This is a genomic window from Paenarthrobacter nitroguajacolicus (assembly GCF_031455195.1).
GTDB classification, from domain to species: Bacteria; Actinomycetota; Actinomycetes; order Actinomycetales; family Micrococcaceae; genus Arthrobacter; species Arthrobacter nitroguajacolicus_D.
Genome location: NZ_JAVDSH010000003.1, coordinates 209569 through 230067, shown reverse-complemented (window position 1 = coordinate 230067; position 20499 = coordinate 209569). Strand labels below are relative to the sequence as shown.

General features: G+C 63.9%; 16 protein-coding genes. 12 read left to right on the top strand and 4 right to left on the bottom strand.

The genetic code is table 11. The features are described from left to right. Window positions 1-19: 19 nt before the first annotated feature. The 5 genes from glgX to J2Y68_RS08405 all read left to right on the top strand — a co-directional run bounded on the left by glgX (window position 20) and on the right by J2Y68_RS08405 (window position 8833). Window positions 20-2326, top strand: a complete 2307-nt coding sequence (gene glgX / locus J2Y68_RS08425) for a glycogen debranching protein GlgX (RefSeq protein WP_309992140.1) — start codon at window positions 20-22, stop codon at window positions 2324-2326. Then, on the top strand, window positions 2323-4635 hold the full coding sequence (treY, locus tag J2Y68_RS08420) for a malto-oligosyltrehalose synthase (RefSeq protein ID WP_309992139.1): 2313 nt from the start codon (window positions 2323-2325) through the stop codon (window positions 4633-4635). Before glgX ends, treY begins: the two co-directional genes overlap by 4 nt. 58 nt (window positions 4636-4693) lie before the next feature. Next, window positions 4694-6466 carry a malto-oligosyltrehalose trehalohydrolase gene (gene treZ, locus J2Y68_RS08415; RefSeq protein WP_309992612.1) on the top strand — a complete coding sequence of 591 codons (1773 nt, stop codon included), beginning with the start codon at window positions 4694-4696 and terminating at the stop codon, window positions 6464-6466. Window positions 6467-6542: 76 nt separating this feature from the next. Beyond that, window positions 6543-7580 (top strand): L-glyceraldehyde 3-phosphate reductase, encoded by a 1038-nt coding sequence (mgrA, locus tag J2Y68_RS08410; RefSeq protein WP_309992136.1) that lies wholly within the window; start codon window positions 6543-6545, stop codon window positions 7578-7580. A 167-nt stretch (window positions 7581-7747) separates the two neighbouring features. Continuing rightward, a complete protein-coding gene (locus J2Y68_RS08405; RefSeq protein ID WP_309992134.1) occupies window positions 7748-8833 on the top strand; it encodes an inositol-3-phosphate synthase in 1086 nt (361 codons plus the stop codon). 100 nt (window positions 8834-8933) lie between these two features. Here J2Y68_RS08405 and J2Y68_RS08400 read toward each other — a convergent pair whose 3' ends face one another. Together J2Y68_RS08400 and mshA are read right to left on the bottom strand one after the other, a co-directional pair. Beyond that, the gene (locus J2Y68_RS08400) at window positions 8934-10622 is read right to left on the bottom strand and encodes a formate--tetrahydrofolate ligase (RefSeq protein WP_309992131.1); all 1689 of its coding nucleotides are present in this window, start codon (window positions 10620-10622) and stop codon (window positions 8934-8936) included. A 100-nt stretch (window positions 10623-10722) separates the two neighbouring features. Further along, entirely contained in the window at window positions 10723-11967 is a 1245-nt protein-coding gene (mshA, locus tag J2Y68_RS08395; RefSeq protein ID WP_309992128.1) for a D-inositol-3-phosphate glycosyltransferase, read from the bottom strand. 111 nt (window positions 11968-12078) lie between these two features. Here mshA and J2Y68_RS08390 point away from each other — a divergent pair, with 111 nt between their 5' ends. Further along, the gene (locus J2Y68_RS08390) at window positions 12079-12597 is read left to right on the top strand and encodes a GNAT family N-acetyltransferase (RefSeq protein ID WP_309992610.1); all 519 of its coding nucleotides are present in this window, start codon (window positions 12079-12081) and stop codon (window positions 12595-12597) included. Between the two features lie 4 nt (window positions 12598-12601). On the opposite strand, the gene J2Y68_RS08385 is transcribed toward J2Y68_RS08390, so the two are convergent. After that, window positions 12602-13981 carry a family 4 glycosyl hydrolase gene (locus tag J2Y68_RS08385; protein ID WP_309992125.1) on the bottom strand — a complete coding sequence of 460 codons (1380 nt, stop codon included), beginning with the start codon at window positions 13979-13981 and terminating at the stop codon, window positions 12602-12604. A gap of 46 nt (window positions 13982-14027) precedes the next feature. Between J2Y68_RS08385 and J2Y68_RS08380 the strand changes: the two genes are divergently transcribed. The 6 genes from J2Y68_RS08380 to tsaD all read left to right on the top strand — a co-directional run bounded on the left by J2Y68_RS08380 (window position 14028) and on the right by tsaD (window position 19304). Further along, the gene (locus J2Y68_RS08380; protein WP_309992122.1) at window positions 14028-15122 is read left to right on the top strand and encodes a carbohydrate kinase family protein; all 1095 of its coding nucleotides are present in this window, start codon (window positions 14028-14030) and stop codon (window positions 15120-15122) included. 70 nt (window positions 15123-15192) lie between these two features. Continuing rightward, window positions 15193-16443 (top strand): alanine racemase, encoded by a 1251-nt coding sequence (gene alr, locus J2Y68_RS08375; RefSeq protein ID WP_309992119.1) that lies wholly within the window; start codon window positions 15193-15195, stop codon window positions 16441-16443. Next, window positions 16440-17024 (top strand): tRNA (adenosine(37)-N6)-threonylcarbamoyltransferase complex ATPase subunit type 1 TsaE, encoded by a 585-nt coding sequence (gene tsaE / locus J2Y68_RS08370; RefSeq protein WP_309992117.1) that lies wholly within the window; start codon window positions 16440-16442, stop codon window positions 17022-17024. The genes alr and tsaE overlap by 4 nt, the downstream gene beginning before the upstream one ends. Then, on the top strand, window positions 17024-17695 hold the full coding sequence (tsaB, locus tag J2Y68_RS08365) for a tRNA (adenosine(37)-N6)-threonylcarbamoyltransferase complex dimerization subunit type 1 TsaB (protein WP_309992114.1): 672 nt from the start codon (window positions 17024-17026) through the stop codon (window positions 17693-17695). Before tsaE ends, tsaB begins: the two co-directional genes overlap by 1 nt. Window positions 17696-17724: 29 nt before the next feature. Continuing rightward, window positions 17725-18180 (top strand): ribosomal protein S18-alanine N-acetyltransferase, encoded by a 456-nt coding sequence (gene rimI / locus J2Y68_RS08360; RefSeq protein ID WP_309992113.1) that lies wholly within the window; start codon window positions 17725-17727, stop codon window positions 18178-18180. Then, complete coding sequence (tsaD, locus tag J2Y68_RS08355) at window positions 18177-19304, top strand: tRNA (adenosine(37)-N6)-threonylcarbamoyltransferase complex transferase subunit TsaD (protein WP_309992110.1); 1128 nt, start codon at window positions 18177-18179, stop codon at window positions 19302-19304. Before rimI ends, tsaD begins: the two co-directional genes overlap by 4 nt. A 33-nt stretch (window positions 19305-19337) precedes the next feature. Here the strand turns inward: tsaD and J2Y68_RS08350 are convergent, their stop codons facing one another. After that, complete coding sequence (locus tag J2Y68_RS08350; protein ID WP_309992108.1) at window positions 19338-20489, bottom strand: glutamate--cysteine ligase; 1152 nt, start codon at window positions 20487-20489, stop codon at window positions 19338-19340. Window positions 20490-20499: the final 10 nt, after the last annotated feature.

The following is a 20499-nucleotide window of genomic DNA, read 5'->3' as shown; positions in this document are numbered from 1 at the left end:
ATCATCAAGAGGAGAACGCATGGAAGTCTGGCCCGGATCGGCTTATCCGCTGGGTGCCACCTTTGACGGCACCGGCACCAACTTCGCGCTGTTTAGCGAGAAGGCCGAAAAAGTGGAATTGTGCCTCTTCGACGACGACGGCGGGGAAGTCCGCGTAGATGTCACCGAGGTTGATGGTTATGTATGGCACTGTTACCTTCCCCAGGTTCAACCCGGGCAGAAGTATGGGTACCGCGTACACGGGGCCTACGACCCCGACGCCGGCCAACGGTTCAACCCCAACAAGCTGCTGCTGGATCCTTACGCAAAGGCCATCCATCGCCAGATCGACTGGGACCCGTCCCTGTTCTCCTACAACCTGGGGGACCCGGAGTCCCGAAATGACGAGGACTCCGCGGCGCACATGATGCTCGGCGTCGTCATCAATCCCTTCTTTGACTGGGATGGCGACAAGCTGCTGCGGATTCCGTACCACAAGTCGGTCATCTACGAGGCCCACGTCAAGGGCCTGACGCAGATGCACCCCGAGGTTCCCGAGGAGCAGCGCGGCACCTACGCCGGCGTTGCGCACCCGGCGGTCATTTCCCACCTGCAGAAGCTGGGCATCACCGCCATCGAGCTCATGCCCGTGCACCAGTTCGTCAATGACGGCATCCTGCAGGACAAGGGACTGAACAACTACTGGGGCTACAACACCATTGGTTTCTTCGCACCCCACAACAGCTACAGCTCCAAGGGCGATACCGGCCAGCAGGTCCAGGACTTCAAGGCCATGGTTCGGGCCCTGCACACCGCAGGCATCGAAGTCATCCTGGACGTCGTGTACAACCACACCGCCGAAGGCAACCACCTGGGCCCCACCCTGTCTTTCAAGGGCATCGACAACTCGGCGTACTACCGCTTGGTGGAAGATGACCAGAAGTACTACATGGACTACACCGGCACCGGCAACTCGCTGAACGTCCGCAGCCCGCACTCCCTGCAGCTGCTGATGGACTCACTGAGGTACTGGGTCACCGAAATGCATGTCGATGGTTTCCGTTTCGACCTCGCCTCCACCCTGGCCCGCGAGTTCTACGACGTGGACAAGCTGTCCACGTTCTTCGAACTCATCCAGCAGGATCCCGTAGTTTCCCAGGTCAAGCTGATCGCCGAGCCGTGGGATGTTGGCCCGGGCGGTTACCAGGTAGGAAACTTCCCGCCGCAGTGGACCGAATGGAACGGCCAGTACCGCGACACCGTCCGTGACTTCTGGCGCGGTGAACCCTCCACCCTGGGTGAATTTGCTTCCCGCCTGACCGGTTCGGCCGACCTGTACGAACACTCGGGCCGCCGCCCGGTGGCCTCGATCAACTTTGTCACCGCCCATGACGGTTTCACCCTGGCTGACCTCGTTTCCTACAACGAGAAGCACAATGAGGCCAACGGCGAAGACAACAACGACGGCGAATCCCACAACCGTTCCTGGAACTGCGGCGAAGAAGGGCCCACAGACGATCCCACAGTACTTGCGCTGCGGGCCCGCCAACAGCGCAACTTCATCGCGTCCCTGTTCCTCTCACAGGGCGTACCGATGCTCCTCCACGGCGATGAGCTCGGACGAACGCAGAACGGCAACAACAACGGATACTGCCAGGACTCCGAACTCACCTGGATCAACTGGGACAACGTGGACCAGCCACTGATCGAGTTCACGGCTGCAGTGAGCGCCCTCCGCGCGAAGCACCCAAGCCTTCGCCGAAGCCGATTCTTCGACGGACGCCCTGTCCTTCGAGGCGAAGGCGAACGTCTCCCGGACATCGTTTGGCTGGACGCTGACGGCACTACCATGAGCCCTTCCGACTGGGACGAGGCGTTTGGGCGTTCCGTGGGCGTCTTCCTGAACGGTGACGGCATCCATGGCCGTGACAACCAGGGGCGTCGGATCACGGACGTTAACTTCCTGCTCTACTTCAACGCTGACCAGGAAGAGGTGGACTTCCAAATCCCCTCGGACGAGTACGCGCCCGCCTGGGACGTCATGATCGATACTGCTGGAGAGGGCGCCGAAGCCGGAGTCATCAAGCCGGAGCAGAGCCTCAAAGTCGGTGGGAAGTCACTGGTGGTCCTCCGGGCACACAGCAGCCCCGAGGTGGAGCCCGACCACTCCGTAGCTGCATCCTTGGCTGCCCTGACCCAGACGAGCACCCCGGAAACGGCATCGCTCACTTCTCCTGCCGTAACGTCCCTGCCCTTCGACTACAAGGGGGAGGGGACCGCCACGCAGGAAAGCGGACAGGACGGCGACACTGCAGCTGAGCCGGCTCCAAAGGAGGACCAGTCGTGAAGACTCCCATTTCGACGTATCGGCTGCAGATCCGTCCGGGCTTCACCCTCCAGGATGCTGCCGGGCTGACCGGTTATCTGCGCTCCTTGGGAGTCGACTGGGTCTACGTGTCACCGATCCTGACGGCCGAACAAGGGTCCGACCACGGCTACGATGTCACCGATCCGTCCACCGTGGACCCCTCGCGCGGCGGACCTGAAGGCCTTGAGGCCCTTGCCCGGTCGGCCCGCGAACAGGGCCTCGGCATCTTGGCAGACATCGTGCCAAACCATATGGGAGTAGCTTCACCCAAGCAGAACTCCTGGTGGTGGCAGCTCCTGAAGGATGGCCGCGGTTCCAAGTACGCCGAAGCCTTCGACGTCGACTGGGACTTTGGCGGTGGCAAGATCCGTGTCCCAGTCCTGGGCAGCGATGATGACCTCAACGAACTCAAGGTCGTTGACGGCGAACTGCGCTACTACGACCACGCCTTTCCGCTGGCTGAAGGTACCTACGCCGACGGGGACAACCCGAAGGATGTGCACGCCCGGCAGCACTATGAGCTGGTTGGTTGGCGGCGTGCCGATGCCGAGCTGAACTACCGGCGCTTCTTCGCGGTAAACACATTGGCTGGTGTGCGCGTGGAAATCCCTTGGGTTTTCGACGAAGCGCACGAAGAAGTTGTCCGCTGGTTCCGTGAAGGCCTGGTTGATGGACTCAGGATCGACCACCCCGACGGCCTGGCCGATCCGGAAGGCTACCTGGCCAGGCTTCGGGAGGCCACCGGCGGGGCATACCTGCTGGTGGAAAAAATCCTTGAACCGGGCGAACAGCTTCCGGAGACCTTCGACTGTGAAGGCACCACCGGCTATGACGCACTAGCCGATGTGGACCGCTTGTTCGTGGACCCCTCAGCCGAGGAGTACCTGAACTCCCTCGACGCCCGCCTCCGAGGAACGGACGCGCCCGCTGACTACCACGCCATGATCCGTGGGACAAAGCGACGCATCGCCGATGGGATCCTGCGCTCCGAGATATTGCGGCTGGCGCGTTTGGTTCCTGAATCGCTGGAACTACCCCACGGGAAAGTCGCCGATGCCCTGGCTGAGGTCATTTGCTGCTTCCCCATCTACAGGACCTACCTGCCCTACGGTGCGAAGACCCTGAGCGAGGCCGTGGAGGAAGCGGCCCGGCATCGCCCGGACCTGGACACCGTGCTCCGTCGCCTGGAGCCACTGCTCCTGGACGAGTCCAACCCCCTGGCCCGGCGTTTCCAGCAAACATCTGGCATGGTCATGGCCAAGGGCGTGGAGGACACCGCGTTCTTCCGCTACACGCGGCTGGGGACGCTCACGGAAGTGGGAGCTGACCCCACCGAGTTCTCGATCCCCGCGGGGGTTTTCCACGAGCGCATGGCACGTCGTCAACAGCTCCTGCCATTGTCGATGACCACCCTCAGCACCCACGACACCAAACGGAGCGAGGATGCCCGCGCCCGGATTTCGGTCATTTCGGAGGCTGTTCCGGAGTGGGAGTTGTTCTTGGGAACGGTTCAGCAACTCGCCCCGATTCCGGACGGCCCCCTAGCAGCCTTGATCTGGCAGTCAGTCATCGGGGCCTGGCCGGCCGATCGTGGACGCCTGCAGTCCTACGCCCTTAAAGCGGCGCGGGAAGCAGGAAACTCGACTAACTGGACAGACCCCAACGCCGAGTTCGAACGGCACCTGGCTACCGCCGTCGACGCCGCCTTTGACGTCCCCGAAGTCGCGGCTGCACTCAACAACTTCGTGGCCGAGCTTGAACCCTTCGGGACGTCGAACTCGCTGTCAGCGAAGCTTATCCAACTGACCATGCCCGGCGTCCCGGACGTATACCAGGGCACGGAGTTCAGGGATGGCTCGCTGACGGATCCGGACAACAGGCGGCCGGTGGACTTCCAAGCCCGTATCGCGGCACTCGCGGAGCTGGATGGCGGTGCCAAGCCGGAGTTCACGGATGAATCGGCCAAGCTGTTGGTGCTGTCCCGCGCCCTGAGGCTGCGCCGCGATCGGCCGGAGCTGTTCGCAGGCTACCTGCCGGTGGCAGCGCGGGGTTCGGCGGCAGGCCATGTGGTGGCCTTCGACAGGGGAGCGGAAAAGCGGGGAGCCCTCACGGTAGCCACCCGGCTGCCCAGGCGGCTCGAACGGGACGGAGGGTGGCGGGACACTGTCATCGACCTCACGGTGGACAGCACCGACCAACTGACGGGTGCGTCCTACAGCGCCGGGGCCGTCCCTGTTGCCCGGCTCCTGGAGCGCTATCCAGTGGCCCTGCTGGTACCTGCCACCTGATTCCTGAACGACCAACGTCGTCACTGCAATGCACGCTTGAACACTTAAAGGGAGCATGATGCTGGAGCACGCTGCTGGAAAAGACCGTTATGACGTCTGGGCACCGAACGCTGGTTCGGTGCGGCTGGTCGCCGGCGGTCAAGAGTACGACATGGAACAACAGCACGACGGCGCCGCTTCCGGTTGGTGGCGCGCGCCGGCTGACGCGGTGGCACAGGGAGCGGACGGCGTGTCCTACGGTTACCTCGTCGACGGAGAAGGGCCATTCCCGGACCCCCGTTCCCGGAGGCAACCTGATGGCGTCCACGGCCTGTCCGCGATCTTCGATCCCGCTGCCCACCAATGGCAGGACGCCGGCTGGAAGGGACGTGCCCTGAAGGGCTCGGTCATTTACGAGCTGCACCTGGGCACCTTCACCCCGGAAGGAACGCTGGATGCTGCCGTGGGGAAACTGGACTACCTGGTTGACCTCGGCGTCGATTTCATCGAGTTGCTGCCTGTCAACGGCTTCAACGGCGTCCACAACTGGGGTTATGACGGCGTCCTCTGGTACGCCGTCCACGAGCCGTACGGTGGACCCGCCGCTTACCAACGGTTTGTGGACGCTGCCCATGCGGCAGGCCTGGGCGTCATCCAGGACGTCGTCTACAACCACCTCGGACCCAGTGGCAACTATTTGCCCAAGTATGGCCCGTACCTGAAATCGGGGGAGGGCAATACCTGGGGTGACTCCGTGAACCTGGACGGCCCGGGCTCGGACGATGTACGCCGCTACATCCTGGAAAATGCAGAAATGTGGCTCCGCGATTACCACGTGGATGGGCTCCGCCTCGATGCCGTTCATGCCCTGCGCGACGAACGGGCCGTCCACATCCTGGAGGAATTTGGGGCCTTGGCGGACCGGATCGAGGCCGAGACGGGCATTGTCAAAACCTTGATCGCGGAATCGGACCTGAACAACCCCCGCCTCATCTACCCCCGCCAGGACAACGGGTACGGCCTGAAAGGCCAATGGAGCGACGACTTCCACCACGCGGTCCACGTCAACCTCAGCGGCGAGACCACCGGCTACTACTCGGATTTCGATTCCCTCGCTGTACTGGCCAAGGTCCTGGAGCATGGTTTCCTGCACGATGGAAGCTACTCCAGCTTCCGCGGGCGGCACCACGGCCGGCCTATCCGGCACGACCAGGCGCACCCGTCAGCGCTGGTGGTCTGCCTGCAGAACCACGACCAAATCGGTAACCGGGCAATCGGCGACCGGCTCACCGCCTCGCTGTCTTTCGGGAAACTGGCCATCGGCGCAGTGCTGACCATGACGTCCCCCTTTACTCCCATGCTGTTCATGGGGGAGGAGTATGGCGCCTCCACGCCGTGGCAGTTCTTCACCTCGCATCCGGAACCTGAGCTTGGCAAAGCCACCGCCGAGGGACGGATCAAGGAGTTTGAACGCATGGGATGGGACCCGGCGGTGGTTCCCGACCCCCAGGACCCCGAAACGTTCCAGCGTTCGAAGCTCAACTGGGAGGAAGCCGCAGAGGGGGACCACGCCCGCCTGCTCCAGCTGTACCGGGATCTGGCACAGCTGCGCCATAACACGCCGGAGCTGGTGGATGGCGGTTTTGGCGAGACGTCCGTTGAGTTCGACGACGAGGAACACTGGCTGCAGTTCTCCCGCGGCGATGTGCGGGTCGTGTGCAACTTCGGCGAGGAAGCACTCGCGACACCTTTGGACGGCTCCATGCTGCTGGCTACCGACCACGAAGCAGTCCTGGACGAGGGAACATTGACGCTCCCCGGCGGTAGCGCCGTCGTCGTGCGCGTCAACTGACCTGATTCGAGGGTGACGGCGCCCACATAGCGGACGCGCCGTCACCCTCGGATTGTGCAGTGGCAGGATGGAACGTATGACTTATTCGGCTGCGGAGAACCGCTACGAAACCATGCCCTACCGCCGCGTCGGACGCAGTGGACTAAAGCTTCCCGCCATCTCGTTGGGCCTCTGGCACAACTTCGGCGACGACAAGCGGTTCGACGAACAGCGCGCCATCCTGCGCCGTGCGTTCGACCTTGGGGTCACCCACTTTGACCTCGCCAACAACTACGGACCACCGGACGGATCCGCCGAGACGAACTTCGGGCGCCACCTGAAGGACGACTTCAAGCCGTATCGGGACGAACTCATCATCTCCACCAAGGCCGGTTACTACATGTGGCCCGGCCCCTATGGTGAATGGGGCTCCCGCAAGAACCTGATCGCCAGCCTCGACCAGTCGCTGGAGCGGATGGGCCTGGACTACGTCGACATCTTCTACAGCCACCGTCCCGATCCTGAGACGCCACTGGAAGAGACCATGGGCGCGCTGGACTACGCAGTCCGCTCCGGCAAGGCCCTCTACGCCGGCATCTCCTCCTACACTCCGGAGCAGACGCTCGAAGCCGCCCGGATCCTAAAAGAACTCGGCACGCCGCTGCTCATCCACCAGCCCAGCTACTCCATGCTCAACCGCTGGACCGAGAACGGCTCACCCAACCTTTACGAGGCATTGGACGAAGTGGGGGCCGGTTCCATCGCGTTCTCGCCGCTTGCCCAGGGGATGCTGACCGACCGATACCTCAACGGTGTCCCGGCGGATTCCCGTGCCGCCAAGGAAAGGTTCCTTTCAGAATCGGCGCTGACGGAAGAGAAACTGGACCGTGTGCGCGGGCTAAAGGCGATAGCCGAAGGACGTGGGCAATCCCTGGCCCAAATGGCCATTGCCTGGATCCTGCGCGACCAGCCCAAGGGCTCGCCCGTAACGTCGGCCCTGGTCGGGGCCTCCAGCGTTGCGCAGCTCGAGGACACGCTCAGTGCCATCAACAACCTGGCGTTCACCCAGGATGAGCTGACTGCGATCGACGAATTCGCGGTGGAATCCGACATCAACCTTTGGGCGCAGAAGTAGCCAGCAGTAACTGACACAAACAGCAGGGGCCGGTAAGGAACAAAACCGGTCCCTGCTGTGTTGGTTAGAATGCAAGTGTGCGCCGAATGGCGCCGTGCCAATCAGCCGCGCCCTGGACATACTCAGGGACCCGCCTGGCACCTGAGGTTATTTCTCAAAGGAGTTCCGTGTCTTCACATCCGATTCGTGTTGCCATTGTTGGTGTAGGAAACTGCGCTGCATCGCTGGTCCAAGGTGTCCAGTACTACCGCGACGCTGACCCGAAGGCCACGATCCCGGGTCTGATGCACGTTGAGTTCGGTCAGTACCACGTCAATGACGTCCAGTTCGTCGCGGCTTTCGATGTCGATAGCAAGAAGGTTGGACTGGACCTGGCCGACGCGATCGGCGCCAGCGAAAACAACACCATCAAGATCGCCGACGTCCCCGCCACCGGTGTCACCGTTCAACGCGGCCACACCCTGGACGGCTTGGGCAAGTACTACCGCGAGACCATCGTCGAAGCCCCCGAAGAGTCAGTGGACATCGTCGCAGCGCTCCGCGAAGCCAAGGTCGACGTCATGGTGTGCTACCTGCCCGTGGGTTCGGAACAGGCCGCCAAGTTCTATGCGCAGTGCGCCATCGACGCCGGTGTCGCATTCGTCAACGCCCTGCCCGTGTTCATCGCTGGTACCAAGGAGTGGGCTGACAAGTTCACCGAGGCCGGCGTTCCGATTGTTGGTGACGACATCAAGAGCCAGATCGGCGCCACCATCACCCACCGCGTCATGGCCAAGCTGTTCGAAGACCGCGGCGTCACCCTGGACCGCACGTACCAGCTGAACGTCGGCGGCAACATGGACTTCAAGAACATGCTTGAGCGCGACCGCCTCGAGTCCAAGAAGATCTCCAAGACCCAGGCCGTGACCTCCAACGTGGAGGCTGAACTGCACGCCGACGACGTCCACATTGGACCGTCCGACTACGTTGCCTGGCTCGATGACCGCAAGTGGGCCTTCGTCCGCCTCGAGGGGCGCAACTTCGGTGACGCCCCCGTGTCCCTCGAGTACAAGCTCGAAGTATGGGACTCCCCGAACTCTGCCGGCGTGATCATCGACGCCATCCGCGCCGCCAAGATCGGCCTGGACCGCGGCATCGGCGGTCCGCTGCTCTCCGCTTCCAGCTACTTCATGAAGTCCCCGCCGGAGCAGTTCAACGACGACCTCGCCCGCGACAAGGTGGAAGCCTTCATTCGCGGCGACATCGAGCGCTAAAGTCCGAACGCCTGCAACAAGCGCCCCCGCAACCTGGTTTTAACACACCTGGTAGCGGGGGCGCTTGTCGTTTGGCGGGTGGATTCTGGGTAGGGGCGGGCTAGAAGAGGCCCGTGGGGTTGCCCTCGGAGTCGACGTCCATGCGCATGGCGGCCGGTTCCTTGGGAAGGCCGGGCATGGTCATCACCGCACCGGTCAGGGCAACAATGAATCCCGCCCCGGTCTTGGGGATGAGATCACGTACGTGCACTTTGAAACCCTTGGGCGCGCCCAGCCTGGAGGCGTCGTCCGTGAAGGAGTACTGCGTCTTGGCCATGCAGACGGGCAGTCCCGACCAGCCGTTCTTCTCGATCTCGGCGAGTCGTTTGAGCGCCGGTACGGAGAAGTCCACACCATCTGCCCCGTAGATTTCCTGGACGATGGTCTGGATTTTTTCTTCCACGGAGAGCTCCAACGGGTACAAGTGGTGGAAGTCCGAGGGCCGGGCCAGTGCGGCGGCTACCTTCGTGGCGAGCTCATCCCCGCCGTCTCCTCCGCCGCCGCGCCCCCAAACATCGGCGACTGCCGCGTCCACGCCCTCCGCTGCGCACCAGGCCAGAAGCCATTCCAGTTCTTCCGGGGTGTCGGTGGCGAACTTATTGATGGAGACCACGGGGGCGATGCCGAACTTTGCCACGTTGCCGACGTGCCGCTTCAGGTTCTCCACGCCGGCCGCGACGGCCTCGACATTGGGCTGGTCGAGCTGGTCCTTGGGAACCCCGCCCTGCATCTTCAGCGCGCGGATGGTGGCAACGACTACGACGGCGGAGGGCGCCACGTCTGCGATGCGCGCCTTGATGTCCATGTACTTTTCGGCGCCGAGGTCTGCTCCGAAGCCCGCCTCGGTGACGACGATGTCGGCGAGCTCCATGGCCGTGCGGGTTGCAATCAACGAATTGCAGCCATGGGCTATGTTGGCGAACGGGCCGCCGTGAACCAGCGCGGGGGTGCCTGCGATGGTTTGGACGAGGTTCGGCTTGATCGCGTCCTTGAGCAGCATGGTGAGGGCTCCCTCGACGCCGAGGTCGGCGACGGTCACCGGGGCCCGGTCGAAGGTGTAGCCGAAAGTGATCCGACCGAGCCTGCTCCGTAGGTCGTCCAGATCCGTGGAAAGGCAGAACACGGCCATGATTTCGGAGGCGACGGTGATGTCGAAGCCGTCTTGCCGGGGTACCCCCTGGGTTGGTCCGCCAAGTCCGATGACCACCTCCCTCAGTGCGCGGTCGTTCATGTCCAGCACCCGTTTGAAGGTCATCCGGCGCGGGTCGATGCCCAGGGCGTTTCCTTGGAAGATGTGGTTGTCCACCAATGCCATGAGGGCGTTGTTGGCAGACGTCACGGCATGGAAATCTCCGGTGAAATGCAGGTTGATGTCGTCCATGGGCAGGACTTGGGAGTAGCCCCCTCCCGTGGCTCCGCCTTTCATCCCCAGGATCGGACCAAGGGAGGGCTCGCGCAAGGCGATCATCACGTTGTTCCCTGCGCGGGCGAGGGAATCGGCCAGCCCCACGGTGGTGGTTGATTTGCCTTCGCCCGCAGGGGTGGGTGACATCGCTGATACGAGGACCACTTTGCCTGGTTTCTTGCCTTGGGGGAGCCGGAGCTTGGCTGGATTGATCTTGGCCTTGTAGGGTCCGTACAGCTCCAGGGCGTCCACCGCGATTCCTGCCCGTTCGGCGATCTGCTCAATGGGCAGCATGGTGGCGTTGTGGGCAATCTCGAGGTCACTCAAGACCTTTTGTTCAGACATCGATGTCCTTTGGCTGTGGCCTTACGGGGTGCTGCGGGCCGGACGTACTTGCGCTGTGCGCGACAATCTACCAGCACCCTTGGGTCAAACCGGCGAGGACTCAGCGCCGGGGGACCAACAAACCGCTGACAGCTTCCCGGTAGCTCTCCAGGGTGATCGCGGCCGTTCGCTGCCACCCGAAAGACTCGGCGTGGGTGGCAGCAAGCCGTCCCATGCCTTCGCGGGTCTGGACGTCGTCGTAGAGGTCTTCCAGGGCGTCCGCCCAGTCCGAGGGGTCGTGCCCATCCACCAGCAGACCGGTGCGCCCATCGGAGATGGCACGGGAAAGTCCGCCGACGTTGGTGGCAATTACGGGTGTGCCGCACGCCTGTGCTTCCAAGGCGACCAGCCCAAAGGACTCGCTGAAGGACGGCATGACCACAACGTCGGCGGAGCGGAACCAGCTGGCCAACTCGGGAGCTACGACGGGGGGCCGGTGGGTGACGACGTCGTCGAGCCCGGCGTCGTGGATGATCTGCGTGAGGTTGAAGTCCTTCGATCCGCTGAGGGATCCCAGGATGGTCATTTCGAGGTCGATGTCGGGCCGACGCCGACGCAGGATTCCGGCGGCTTTCACGAACACCTGCGGACCTTTGAGCCGCTGGATCCGGCCGGCGAAGAGGATGTGGAAACTGTCCGGGCGCACTCCCCTGAGGGCGCGGGATTTCTTACGGAAGGACGGCGTGAAGACGTTGAGGTCTACCCCGGGCGGTGCTACATCGATTCGGTCGCGGTCGGCCCCGTAGTGCGAGACGAGTTCTTCGGCCTCGGCGGGGGTGTTGGCGACAAGGCGGGCAGCACCGTCAACAATCCTTTGTTCGCCTTCTTCCCTTCGACGCGGTTCGGGGCGCTCGCCGGACTGGAGCACGAGGTTCTTGACCTTGGCCATGGTGTGCATGGTGTGCACTAGGGGAACACCCCAGAGCTCCGATAGTTCGAGGCCTGCCACGCCGGAAACCCAGTAGTGCGAGTGGATGGCGTCGTAGCGGCCGTGGAGTTGTTCGTGCCGGATCCGGTCGATTTCCCCGACCATCTGGTGGAGGAGTTCGGGCAGCTCCTCCTTGGGAATCTTCCGGCGGGGCCCCGCCATGACATTGTGGACGCAGACACCTGGCCCGGGATGCTCGACGGCGGGCTGGTTGGCTTTGGTGGAGCGCGTGAAGATTTCCACTTCCACGCCGGTCTCAGCCAAGGCCATGGCCAGGGCGCGCACGTAGACGTTCATTCCGCCGGCGTCCCCGGCGCCGGGCTGCTCCATGGGGGAGGTGTGCAACGACAGGAATGCCACGCGACGAATCAATGGCATGGCATTCCTCCTGACAAGACGGGGCAAGTGCTGTTTGCCCTGCAGAAAACACTACTCCTGCCTGCCATGGCCGAGCTGAAGCAACCCCGCTATGTGGACAACGCTGCTAGCGTGGCCGCTGTGACCGATGAACAGACTTTCGATATTCGAGAAGCAACAGCAGCGGACTGGCCCGGCATCTGGTCCGTGCTGGAACCCGTGATCCGGGAGGGTGAAACCTTCACCTGGGACCGCGACACCTCGGAAGACTCAGCCCGGGCCAAGTGGGTCAAAGAGGCCCCCGGCCAGACCTTCGTGGCCGTAGACAAGGGAAGCGGCGAAGTGCTGGGCACCGGCGAGTTCCATGCGAACCAGGGTGGTGGCGGCAGCCATGTGGCCAACGCCGGCTACATGGTGGCGGCCAAACACTCCGGCAAGGGCATTGCCCGGGCCTTGTGCACCTACTCTTTGGTGGAAGCAAAGGCAGCAGGCTTTTACGCCATGCAGTACAACGCCGTGGTGGAGAGCAACGTCCGCGCGGTCTGGCTCTGGCAGTCCATGGGATTCACCATCCTCGCCACCGTGCCAGAGGCCTTCAACCACCCGGAGATCGGCTACGTGGGACTGCATGTGATGTACCGGAAACTCTAGGGCCTCAGGACCACAGACCACGCAGTTCCGGGAAAGCCTGCTCGTACCGATCCAACAGATCCTTGCCCAGCGATACAGAACCCACCAGTGGATGGGCCGCGAAGGCCCGGAGCGCGGATTCACGGTCGCCCTCCCGGACAGCCCGGATGGTCAGCCGCTCCACCTCCTTGACGCGTTTCATCAGGGTGAGGAACTGTCTGGCGGGCCGGTCCTGCGCAAGCGGCAGGGCGCCGTCGGACGTTACCTCGCAGGGAACCTCGACGACGGCGTCCCCCGGGAGCCCGGGCACCGCACCATCCGCTGTGGCCGGGCCAGCGGCGGGAGCCACGGGAGAGTTGGGAACGTTCAGGATCAACTGGGTCTTCCCACCCCCGAAGAGTGCCTTCATGAGGGCCAACGCCACCCGTTCGTAGCCGCCACCGGCCAGGTCTTCCTCGTCCCGTTGTTCCCCATGGGTGCGGGCTTCGGCCAGGTAGCCTTCCTCCCGGGTCCGACGCGCGGCGTCCCACAGCGCATAGGCGTGGCCGGACTCCACCAGGGTCGGGTACAGCGAGCTTTGCTGCTGATGGATGGAGGCCCCGCGGGTCTCCTGTTGCGACCGGATGGCATCCGTAGCTTGCGCGGTTCGGTAATAGTAGTAGAGGTACTCGTTGGGAAGGCAGCCGAGCCTTTTCAGGACCTCGCGGCCGAACAGGCGCCCTTCTTCCATGGACCCAAGGGCCTGGTCGTCGTTGAGCAGGCCGGGCAACAGGTCAGTCCCGCCCGGAGCCAGCCGATATAGCCAGCCGAGGTGGTTCAGCCCGTAGTAGCCCACGCCGTCGAGCCTTCCGTCCTCCAGCTGCGCCCCCGCGGCGCGGGCCGCCCGCTGCACCAGGCCACCAGCGGAATCGCAGATCCCGATCACCTTCCCGCCCAGCAGCGGCCGCAGCGCCTCGGTGACCATTCCGGCGGGGTTGGTGAAGTTGATCAGCCACGCATCCGGGCAGTGGCGGCGCATGGCATCTGCCAGTTCAAGCATCCGGGGAATGGAGCGCAGCGCATAGGAAATCCCACCCGCCCCGGTGGTCTCCTGTCCCAGCAGGCCCAAGCCCAGGGCGACGCGCTCGTCGGCGATCCGGCCGGCCGTTCCGCCTGGGCGCATCGCCGCGAACACCACATCCGTCCCCTCAAGCGCATGTGCCAGGTCCGTTGAAACCACGACGTCGGGCCGGGAACCTGCCGCGATTGGCATATCGCGGAGTACTGCCTCAATGGCCGCGACCCGCAACGCGTCGACGTCGTAAAGCACCAGTGTGTCCACCAGCCCAGCGAAGGGGCCCGCGCACAAAGCCCGGTACACAAGGGGAACACGGAATCCGCCGCCACCGGCGATCATGAGCCGCATGGTCCGAGTCTATGCAGCCCGGAGGGTGCAGCGTAGTGTGCCGTGCATGGACGCTATGCCCCAGCGACGATACGACCCCCTTGCCGCCGTAAGGTCTGACGGCGATCACCAATGCGACCTCCTCCTCACCGGCACGGTTTTCCAGGACATCATCTTCACCGGTTTGCCCCACTCACCGGAACCCGGGACGGAAGTCTGGAGCGAAGGCATGGGAAGCTGCCCGGGAGGTGTGGCCAACCAGGCCATCGCTGCCGCCCGCCTGGGACTGCGGACCAACCTTGCCGCGACCTTCGGGGACGACGGCTATGGCGACTACAACTGGCAGATATTGGAGAGCCAGGAGCACGTGGACCTGTCCCTGTCCCGAACCATTCCCGGCTGGCACTCCCCGGTCACGGTGTCCATGTGCGTGAACCAGGACAGGTCCATGGTCACCCACGGCCACCCAGCCCCCATCAGCTCCTCCGAACTGATTGGGCAGCCACCCAAGGCGCTCGCCGCCGTCGCGGACCTGGGTGAGGAATTGGAGCCTTGGATGATGGCCGCTAAGAAGGCGGGAACCAAACTCTTCGGCGTCGTGGGGTGGGATCCCACCGGCAAATGGTCCGAGCGTCGGCTCGAGCAACTCGGGAACTTCCATGCTTTCCTGCCCAATGCACCCGAAGCGATGGCGTTCACGGGCAAGGCCGATCCGTGGGCTGCCCTGTATTCGCTGGCTGACCGGGTGCCTGTTGCGGTGGTAACCCTTGGTCCCCAGGGGGCTGTGGCAGTGGATTCGGAAACCGGGGAAGAGGAATGGGTCCCATCCCTTCCGGTCTCCGCCTCCGACCCAACGGGCGCCGGGGATTGTTTTGGGGCGGCCTTCATTGTGGGTTGCCTTGCGGGGTGGACGCTGGGGGACAGGCTGCGCTTCGCGAACCTCTGTGCCTCGCTGGCAGTCCAGGAAGTCGGAGGATCGCTGGCTGCGCCCGGATGGGGTGACATCGCCGACTGGTGGCACCGGGCAAACGCGCGTAAGGAGCGTCAGTCCAGCCAGTGGGTCCGTCGTTTCGCATTTCTGGAACCGATCGTCAAGGACATCCCTGCAGAGGCGCAACGCCGGGCACGCGCTACGATCGCACACCTGTCGGACGCCCGGTAACGCGACGGGGACACCGTCCGCAGCCACCGGCAGTTAACCCGAATTCACTGGCACTACTAGAATCTCTAGGGTGACTTACGAAGCAGCAGCAGATATCGGGATCGGGTCCAGGGCCTCCATAGCAAAGTCGGCGGTGCTGGAACGTTCGGCTGTGATCGATCTCGACGCGGTGCGGCACAACGTTCGTCAGTTCGTCGCCATCGCCTCGCCGGCCTCCGTGATGGCGGTAGTGAAGGCCGACGCCTACGGCCACGGTGCGGTCCAAGTGGCCCGGGCCGCCCTCGACGCCGGAGCGGCCTGGCTCGGTGTGGCACATATTTCTGAGGCGCTCGCCTTGCGCGCTGCCGGGGTGGACGCGCCGCTGTTGGCCTGGCTACACACCCGGGAAAGCAACTTCCAAGCGGCAGTCGCCGCAGGCATCGACGTCGGAATTTCCGGCTGGGAACTGGACGCAGTGGTAGCTGCAGCCCGGGAACAGGAACGGCCGGCACGGGTTCACCTGAAGGTTGACACGGGGCTTGGCCGGAACGGCTGCACCATTGAGGACTGGGACCAGTTGCTGGGCCAGGCAATGGACTACCAGGACCAGGGGCTCCTGCGCGTGGTTGGTATCTTCTCCCACCTCGCCGTGGCCGACGAACCGCACCGTCCCGAAACCGACGAGCAACTCGCCGTCTTCCGTGAGGCGATCGCCATGGCCGAGGACGCTGGGGTGGACACCGAGGTCCGTCATATCGCCAACACGCCCGCCACGTTGTCCCGCCCCGACTCGCATTTCGACCTGGTCCGGGTGGGTCTCGGCGTGTACGGGCTCTCGCCGTTCGAGGGCGCCACGTCGGCTGAACTTGGCCTGCATCCGGCAATGACGGTCCGCACACTCCTGTCCAACTGCAAGAAAGTCCCCGAAGGCCAGGGAGTGTCCTACGGGTTGAACTACCGCACCACCGGGGAAAGCACGCTGGGCCTTGTGCCGTTGGGCTACGCCGACGGCGTCCCGCGCATTGCTACTGGCGGCCCTGTGCGCGTCAACGGGGTTAATTACCCGGTGGTGGGCAGGATCGCCATGGACCAGATGGTGATCGACCTTGGCCCGCTGACAGCCGACGCCGCCAATGCCCTCAAAGGCGCCGAAGCTGTCATGTTCGGGGACGGTGCCCATGGCGGTCCGACGGCGGACGATTGGGCAGCCGCAGCAGGAACCAACAACTACGAGATTGTCACGCGCATCAGCTCCCGGGTTCCGCGCAGCTACGTCAACGAGCTCGCCACCCTACCAGCGGCGCCTGCTGGTGCCGTCGACGCCGGGACGGCGGCGCTGTGAACCAACCCCAGTGGGAACGCACAGTCAAGGTCACGACGGCGGACCAGACCCACGCTCTCGCCGCGGCGCTGGGTGGGGTGCTTGAAGCGGGGGACCTCGTGGTCCTGACCGGGGAATTGGGTGCGGGCAAGACCACGTTTACCCAAGGGCTCGGGGAAGGACTGGGCGTTCGCGCAGGAATCATCTCGCCCACTTTTGTCCTTGTCCGGATCCACCCGAACCTTCCTGATGGTCCCCGGCCCGGCGGTCCGGACCTGGTCCACGTCGATGCGTACAGGCTCGACTCGGCCGCGGAAGTGGACGACATCGATCTTGAGAACACCATGGACTCCGCTGTCACGGTGGTGGAGTGGGGCAGGGACCGGGTGGAGCATCTCTCCGACAGCCGCCTGGAAATCGATCTGCACAGGTCGGTGGGCGGTACCAACACCGCAGCTACCGGCGGCGTCCTGGACTTTGACACCGAAGACGACGACGAGCCCCGCACCATTGTGTTCCGGGGCTTCGGTCCCCGCTGGGCCGGAGCACCCCACCTGCTGGGTGAAGCAGAATCCCGCCCTGCCGAAGAAGGAGGCAACTGATGCTTATCCTGGCCATTGACACCTCCGCTGTTGCCAGCGCAGCCCTGATCTCGGATGACGCCATGGAGGGCGTGGTGGATTCCTTCGCCACCGAGGATACCCGCAGCCATGCCGAGGTCCTTGCCCCAGGCATTGAGAAGCTCCTGGCTGGGGCGGGTGTCACGGGAGCTGACATTGATGCGATCGTCGCCGGGGTGGGTCCTGGCCCGTTCACCGGGCTGCGTTCCGGTATTGCCACTGCCCGCACCCTCGCTTTTGTGTGGAACAAGCCGCTGCACGGGCTGATGAGCCTGGACGCGATTGCCCTTGAAGTGGCGGAATCCACGGCGTCGGTCTCCGAGTTCCTGGTTGCCACCGATGCCCGGCGCAAAGAGGTCTACTGGGCCCGGTACACGGTGGCCGATGGGCGGCTTCCCGAACTCGTGGATGGGCCGCAGGTGGGCTTCGCCGCGGAACTGCCGGACCTTCCCGTCTTTGGCGCCGGCGCAGGTCTGTACGCGGACGTCCTCAAGGCGGACGAGGACTTCGCCAGGACCCAGCCCAATGCCGCAGCCCTGGGCCAGTTCGCGCTGGCCCGGCTCGCCTCGGGACAGGCACTCCTCGACTCAACACCCCTCTATTTGCGGGAATCGGACGCCCAGGTTCCGGGCCCCCGGAAGCGTGCACTGTGACCGGGGCCGCCGAGATTTCCCTGCGTGACATGACCGAGGCCGACATTCCCGTGGTCGAGGCGTTGGAGCGTCGGTTGTTCCCCGTGGATGCTTGGCCGCTGCAGATGTTCTTTGACGAATTGGCTCAGCCGGAAACCCGCCGCTACGTGGTGGCCGAGGTTGCTGGGGAGATCGTGGCTTATGCCGGGCTGATGTGCATTGAGCCCATCGCGGATGTCCAGACGATCGCCGTCGTGCCTGAATTCGAAGGCCAGGGCATCGGCTCGGCGGTCCTGACCGAACTCATCGAAGAAGCGCGGCGTCGGCGGGCCGCAGACGTGCTTTTGGAGGTCCGTGCGGACAACCCGCGCGCCCAGAAGCTTTACGTGCGTTTCGGGTTCGAACAGATCCACGTCCGCCCGCGCTATTACCGGGATGGCACGGATGCCCTGATTATGCGCCTCCCGTTGAACGATTCCACTTCTTCCGAAGGAGCTCCGGCATGACCGCGACTTTCCCGCAGGACCTGAAGCACCCGTTGGTGCTCGGCATTGAGTCCTCGTGCGATGAGACCGGTGTCGGGATCGTCCGGGGGACCACGTTGTTGACCAACACCGTGTCTTCATCCATGGACGAGCATGTGCGCTTTGGTGGTGTCATACCCGAAATCGCTTCCCGCGCGCATTTGGACGCCTTTGTTCCCACGCTGCAGGAATCGCTGCATGAAGCCGGTGTCACCTTGGAGGACATCGACGCCATTGCGGTCACGTCAGGACCGGGCCTCGCCGGCGCCCTGATGGTTGGGGTCTGTGCCGCGAAGGCTTTGGCTGTAGCCACGGGCAAGCCGCTGTATGCGATCAACCACTTGGTAGCCCATGTGGGTGTCGGCCTGCTGGATGGAAAGCCCGACGCCGGTGCTGCCGCCGGCCTGGGTGCCGGGCAGTTGCCGGAGAACCTCGGTGCGCTTCTGGTGTCGGGCGGGCACACGGAGATCCTAAGGATCAGGAGCATCACGGACGATGTTGAGCTGTTGGGCTCGACCATCGATGACGCAGCCGGCGAGGCCTACGACAAGGTTGCCCGCATCCTTGGCCTGGGCTATCCCGGTGGGCCGGCCATCGATAAGCTGGCACGCCAGGGCAACCCCAAATCCATCCGCTTCCCGCGGGGTCTGACCCAGCCCAAGTATATGGGGACCGCCGAGGACAAGGGCCCACACCGCTACGACTGGTCGTTCAGTGGACTGAAGACAGCCGTTGCCCGCTGCGTGGAGCAGTTCGAGGCCCGCGGCGAGGAAGTGCCCGTGGCTGACATCGCTGCGGCCTTCCAGGAAGCCGTGGTGGATGTCATCAGTTCCAAGGCGGTCCTTGCGTGTAAGGAGAACGGCATCACCGATGTCCTGTTGGGGGGCGGCGTCGCGGCGAACTCACGGCTCCGCGAATTGACCCGGCAGCGCTGTACTTCGGCAGGGATTACCCTCCACGTACCGTCCCTTGACCTGTGTACGGACAACGGTGCCATGGTCGCAGCGCTGGGTGCGCAGTTGATCATGGCAGGCATCGGACCGAGTGGACTTACCTTTGCCCCGGACTCGTCCATGCCGGTCACCTCGGTGTCCCTGCCGGCCTAGGCTCTGAGCCCCGGCAGGTCACCAAGCCGTCAGCTAGGCGTCCGGCCCCTTGCGCATCTGCTGCACCAGGTCCATGACTACTGCCTGAAGGTCTCCGTCATGCTCGGCGGCGACGCGGCGTTGGCGCTGGTAGCTGGCGCCGCGTTCGATGATCTTCAAGACGTCGGCCAGTTCTTCGGAGCAGCCCAGCTTGGCAGCTACGGGTTCCAGCCGGGCTACCGTTTCCGCGAGGTGTTCGGTGACAAGCTGTTCGTTGCCTTCCGCGTCCAGGATGATGATGGCCTCCATGCCGTAGCGGGCGGCGCGCCATTTGTTTTCCTGAACGTGCCAGGGCGGCATGGTGGGGATGGTGCCGCCGGCGTCCAGGATGGAGGAGAACTCGTCCACCAGGCACTGGGTCAGGGCAGCTATGGCCCCGACTTCTTCGAGGGTGGCAAGGCCATCGCAAATGCGCATTTCGATGGTGCCCAGGTTGGCAACCGGCCGGATGTCCCAGCGGATTTCGGAGGTGGCGTCAATGACCCCGGTGGTGAACATGTCCTGGACGTAGGACTCGTAGGCCTCCCAGGTTTCGAACTGGAACGGGAGCCCGGCCGTGGGAAGCTGCTGGAACATCAGGGCGCGCTGGGAAGCGTAGCCGGTTTCCTCGCCTGCCCAGTAGGGACTGGAAGCGGACAATGCCTGGAAATGCGGGAAGTAGTTGACCAGTCCGTCCAGAATCGGGAGGACCTTGTCCCTGCGATCGATGCCCACATGGACGTGCACGCCGTAGATAACCATTTGGCGTCCCCACCATTGGGTCCGCTCGATCAGTTTGGCGTAGCGCTCTTTGTCGGTGACCGGCTGGAGCAGGGGAGGGCTGAAGGGGTGGCTGCCTGCGCAGAACACCTCAACGCCCATGGGGTCGGTGACTTCGCGGACAGCTGCCAGAGAACGGCTGAGGTCCTCTTTGGCGTCCTTCACCGTTTCGCAGATCCCAGTGACGAGCTCCACGGTGTTCAGGAGCAGCTCGCGCTTGATATGGGGGTGCTCATCGTCTTCGTTGAGGTCGGGATGGTTCGCGGCGACGCCTTTCAGGACATCGTTCGCGACGGAAACCAGTTCCCCGGTGCGTGCATTGACGAGCGCCAACTCCCATTCCACACCCAGTGTCGATTGCCTGGATGGCGCAAAATCAATCTGCACGTAGTCCCCT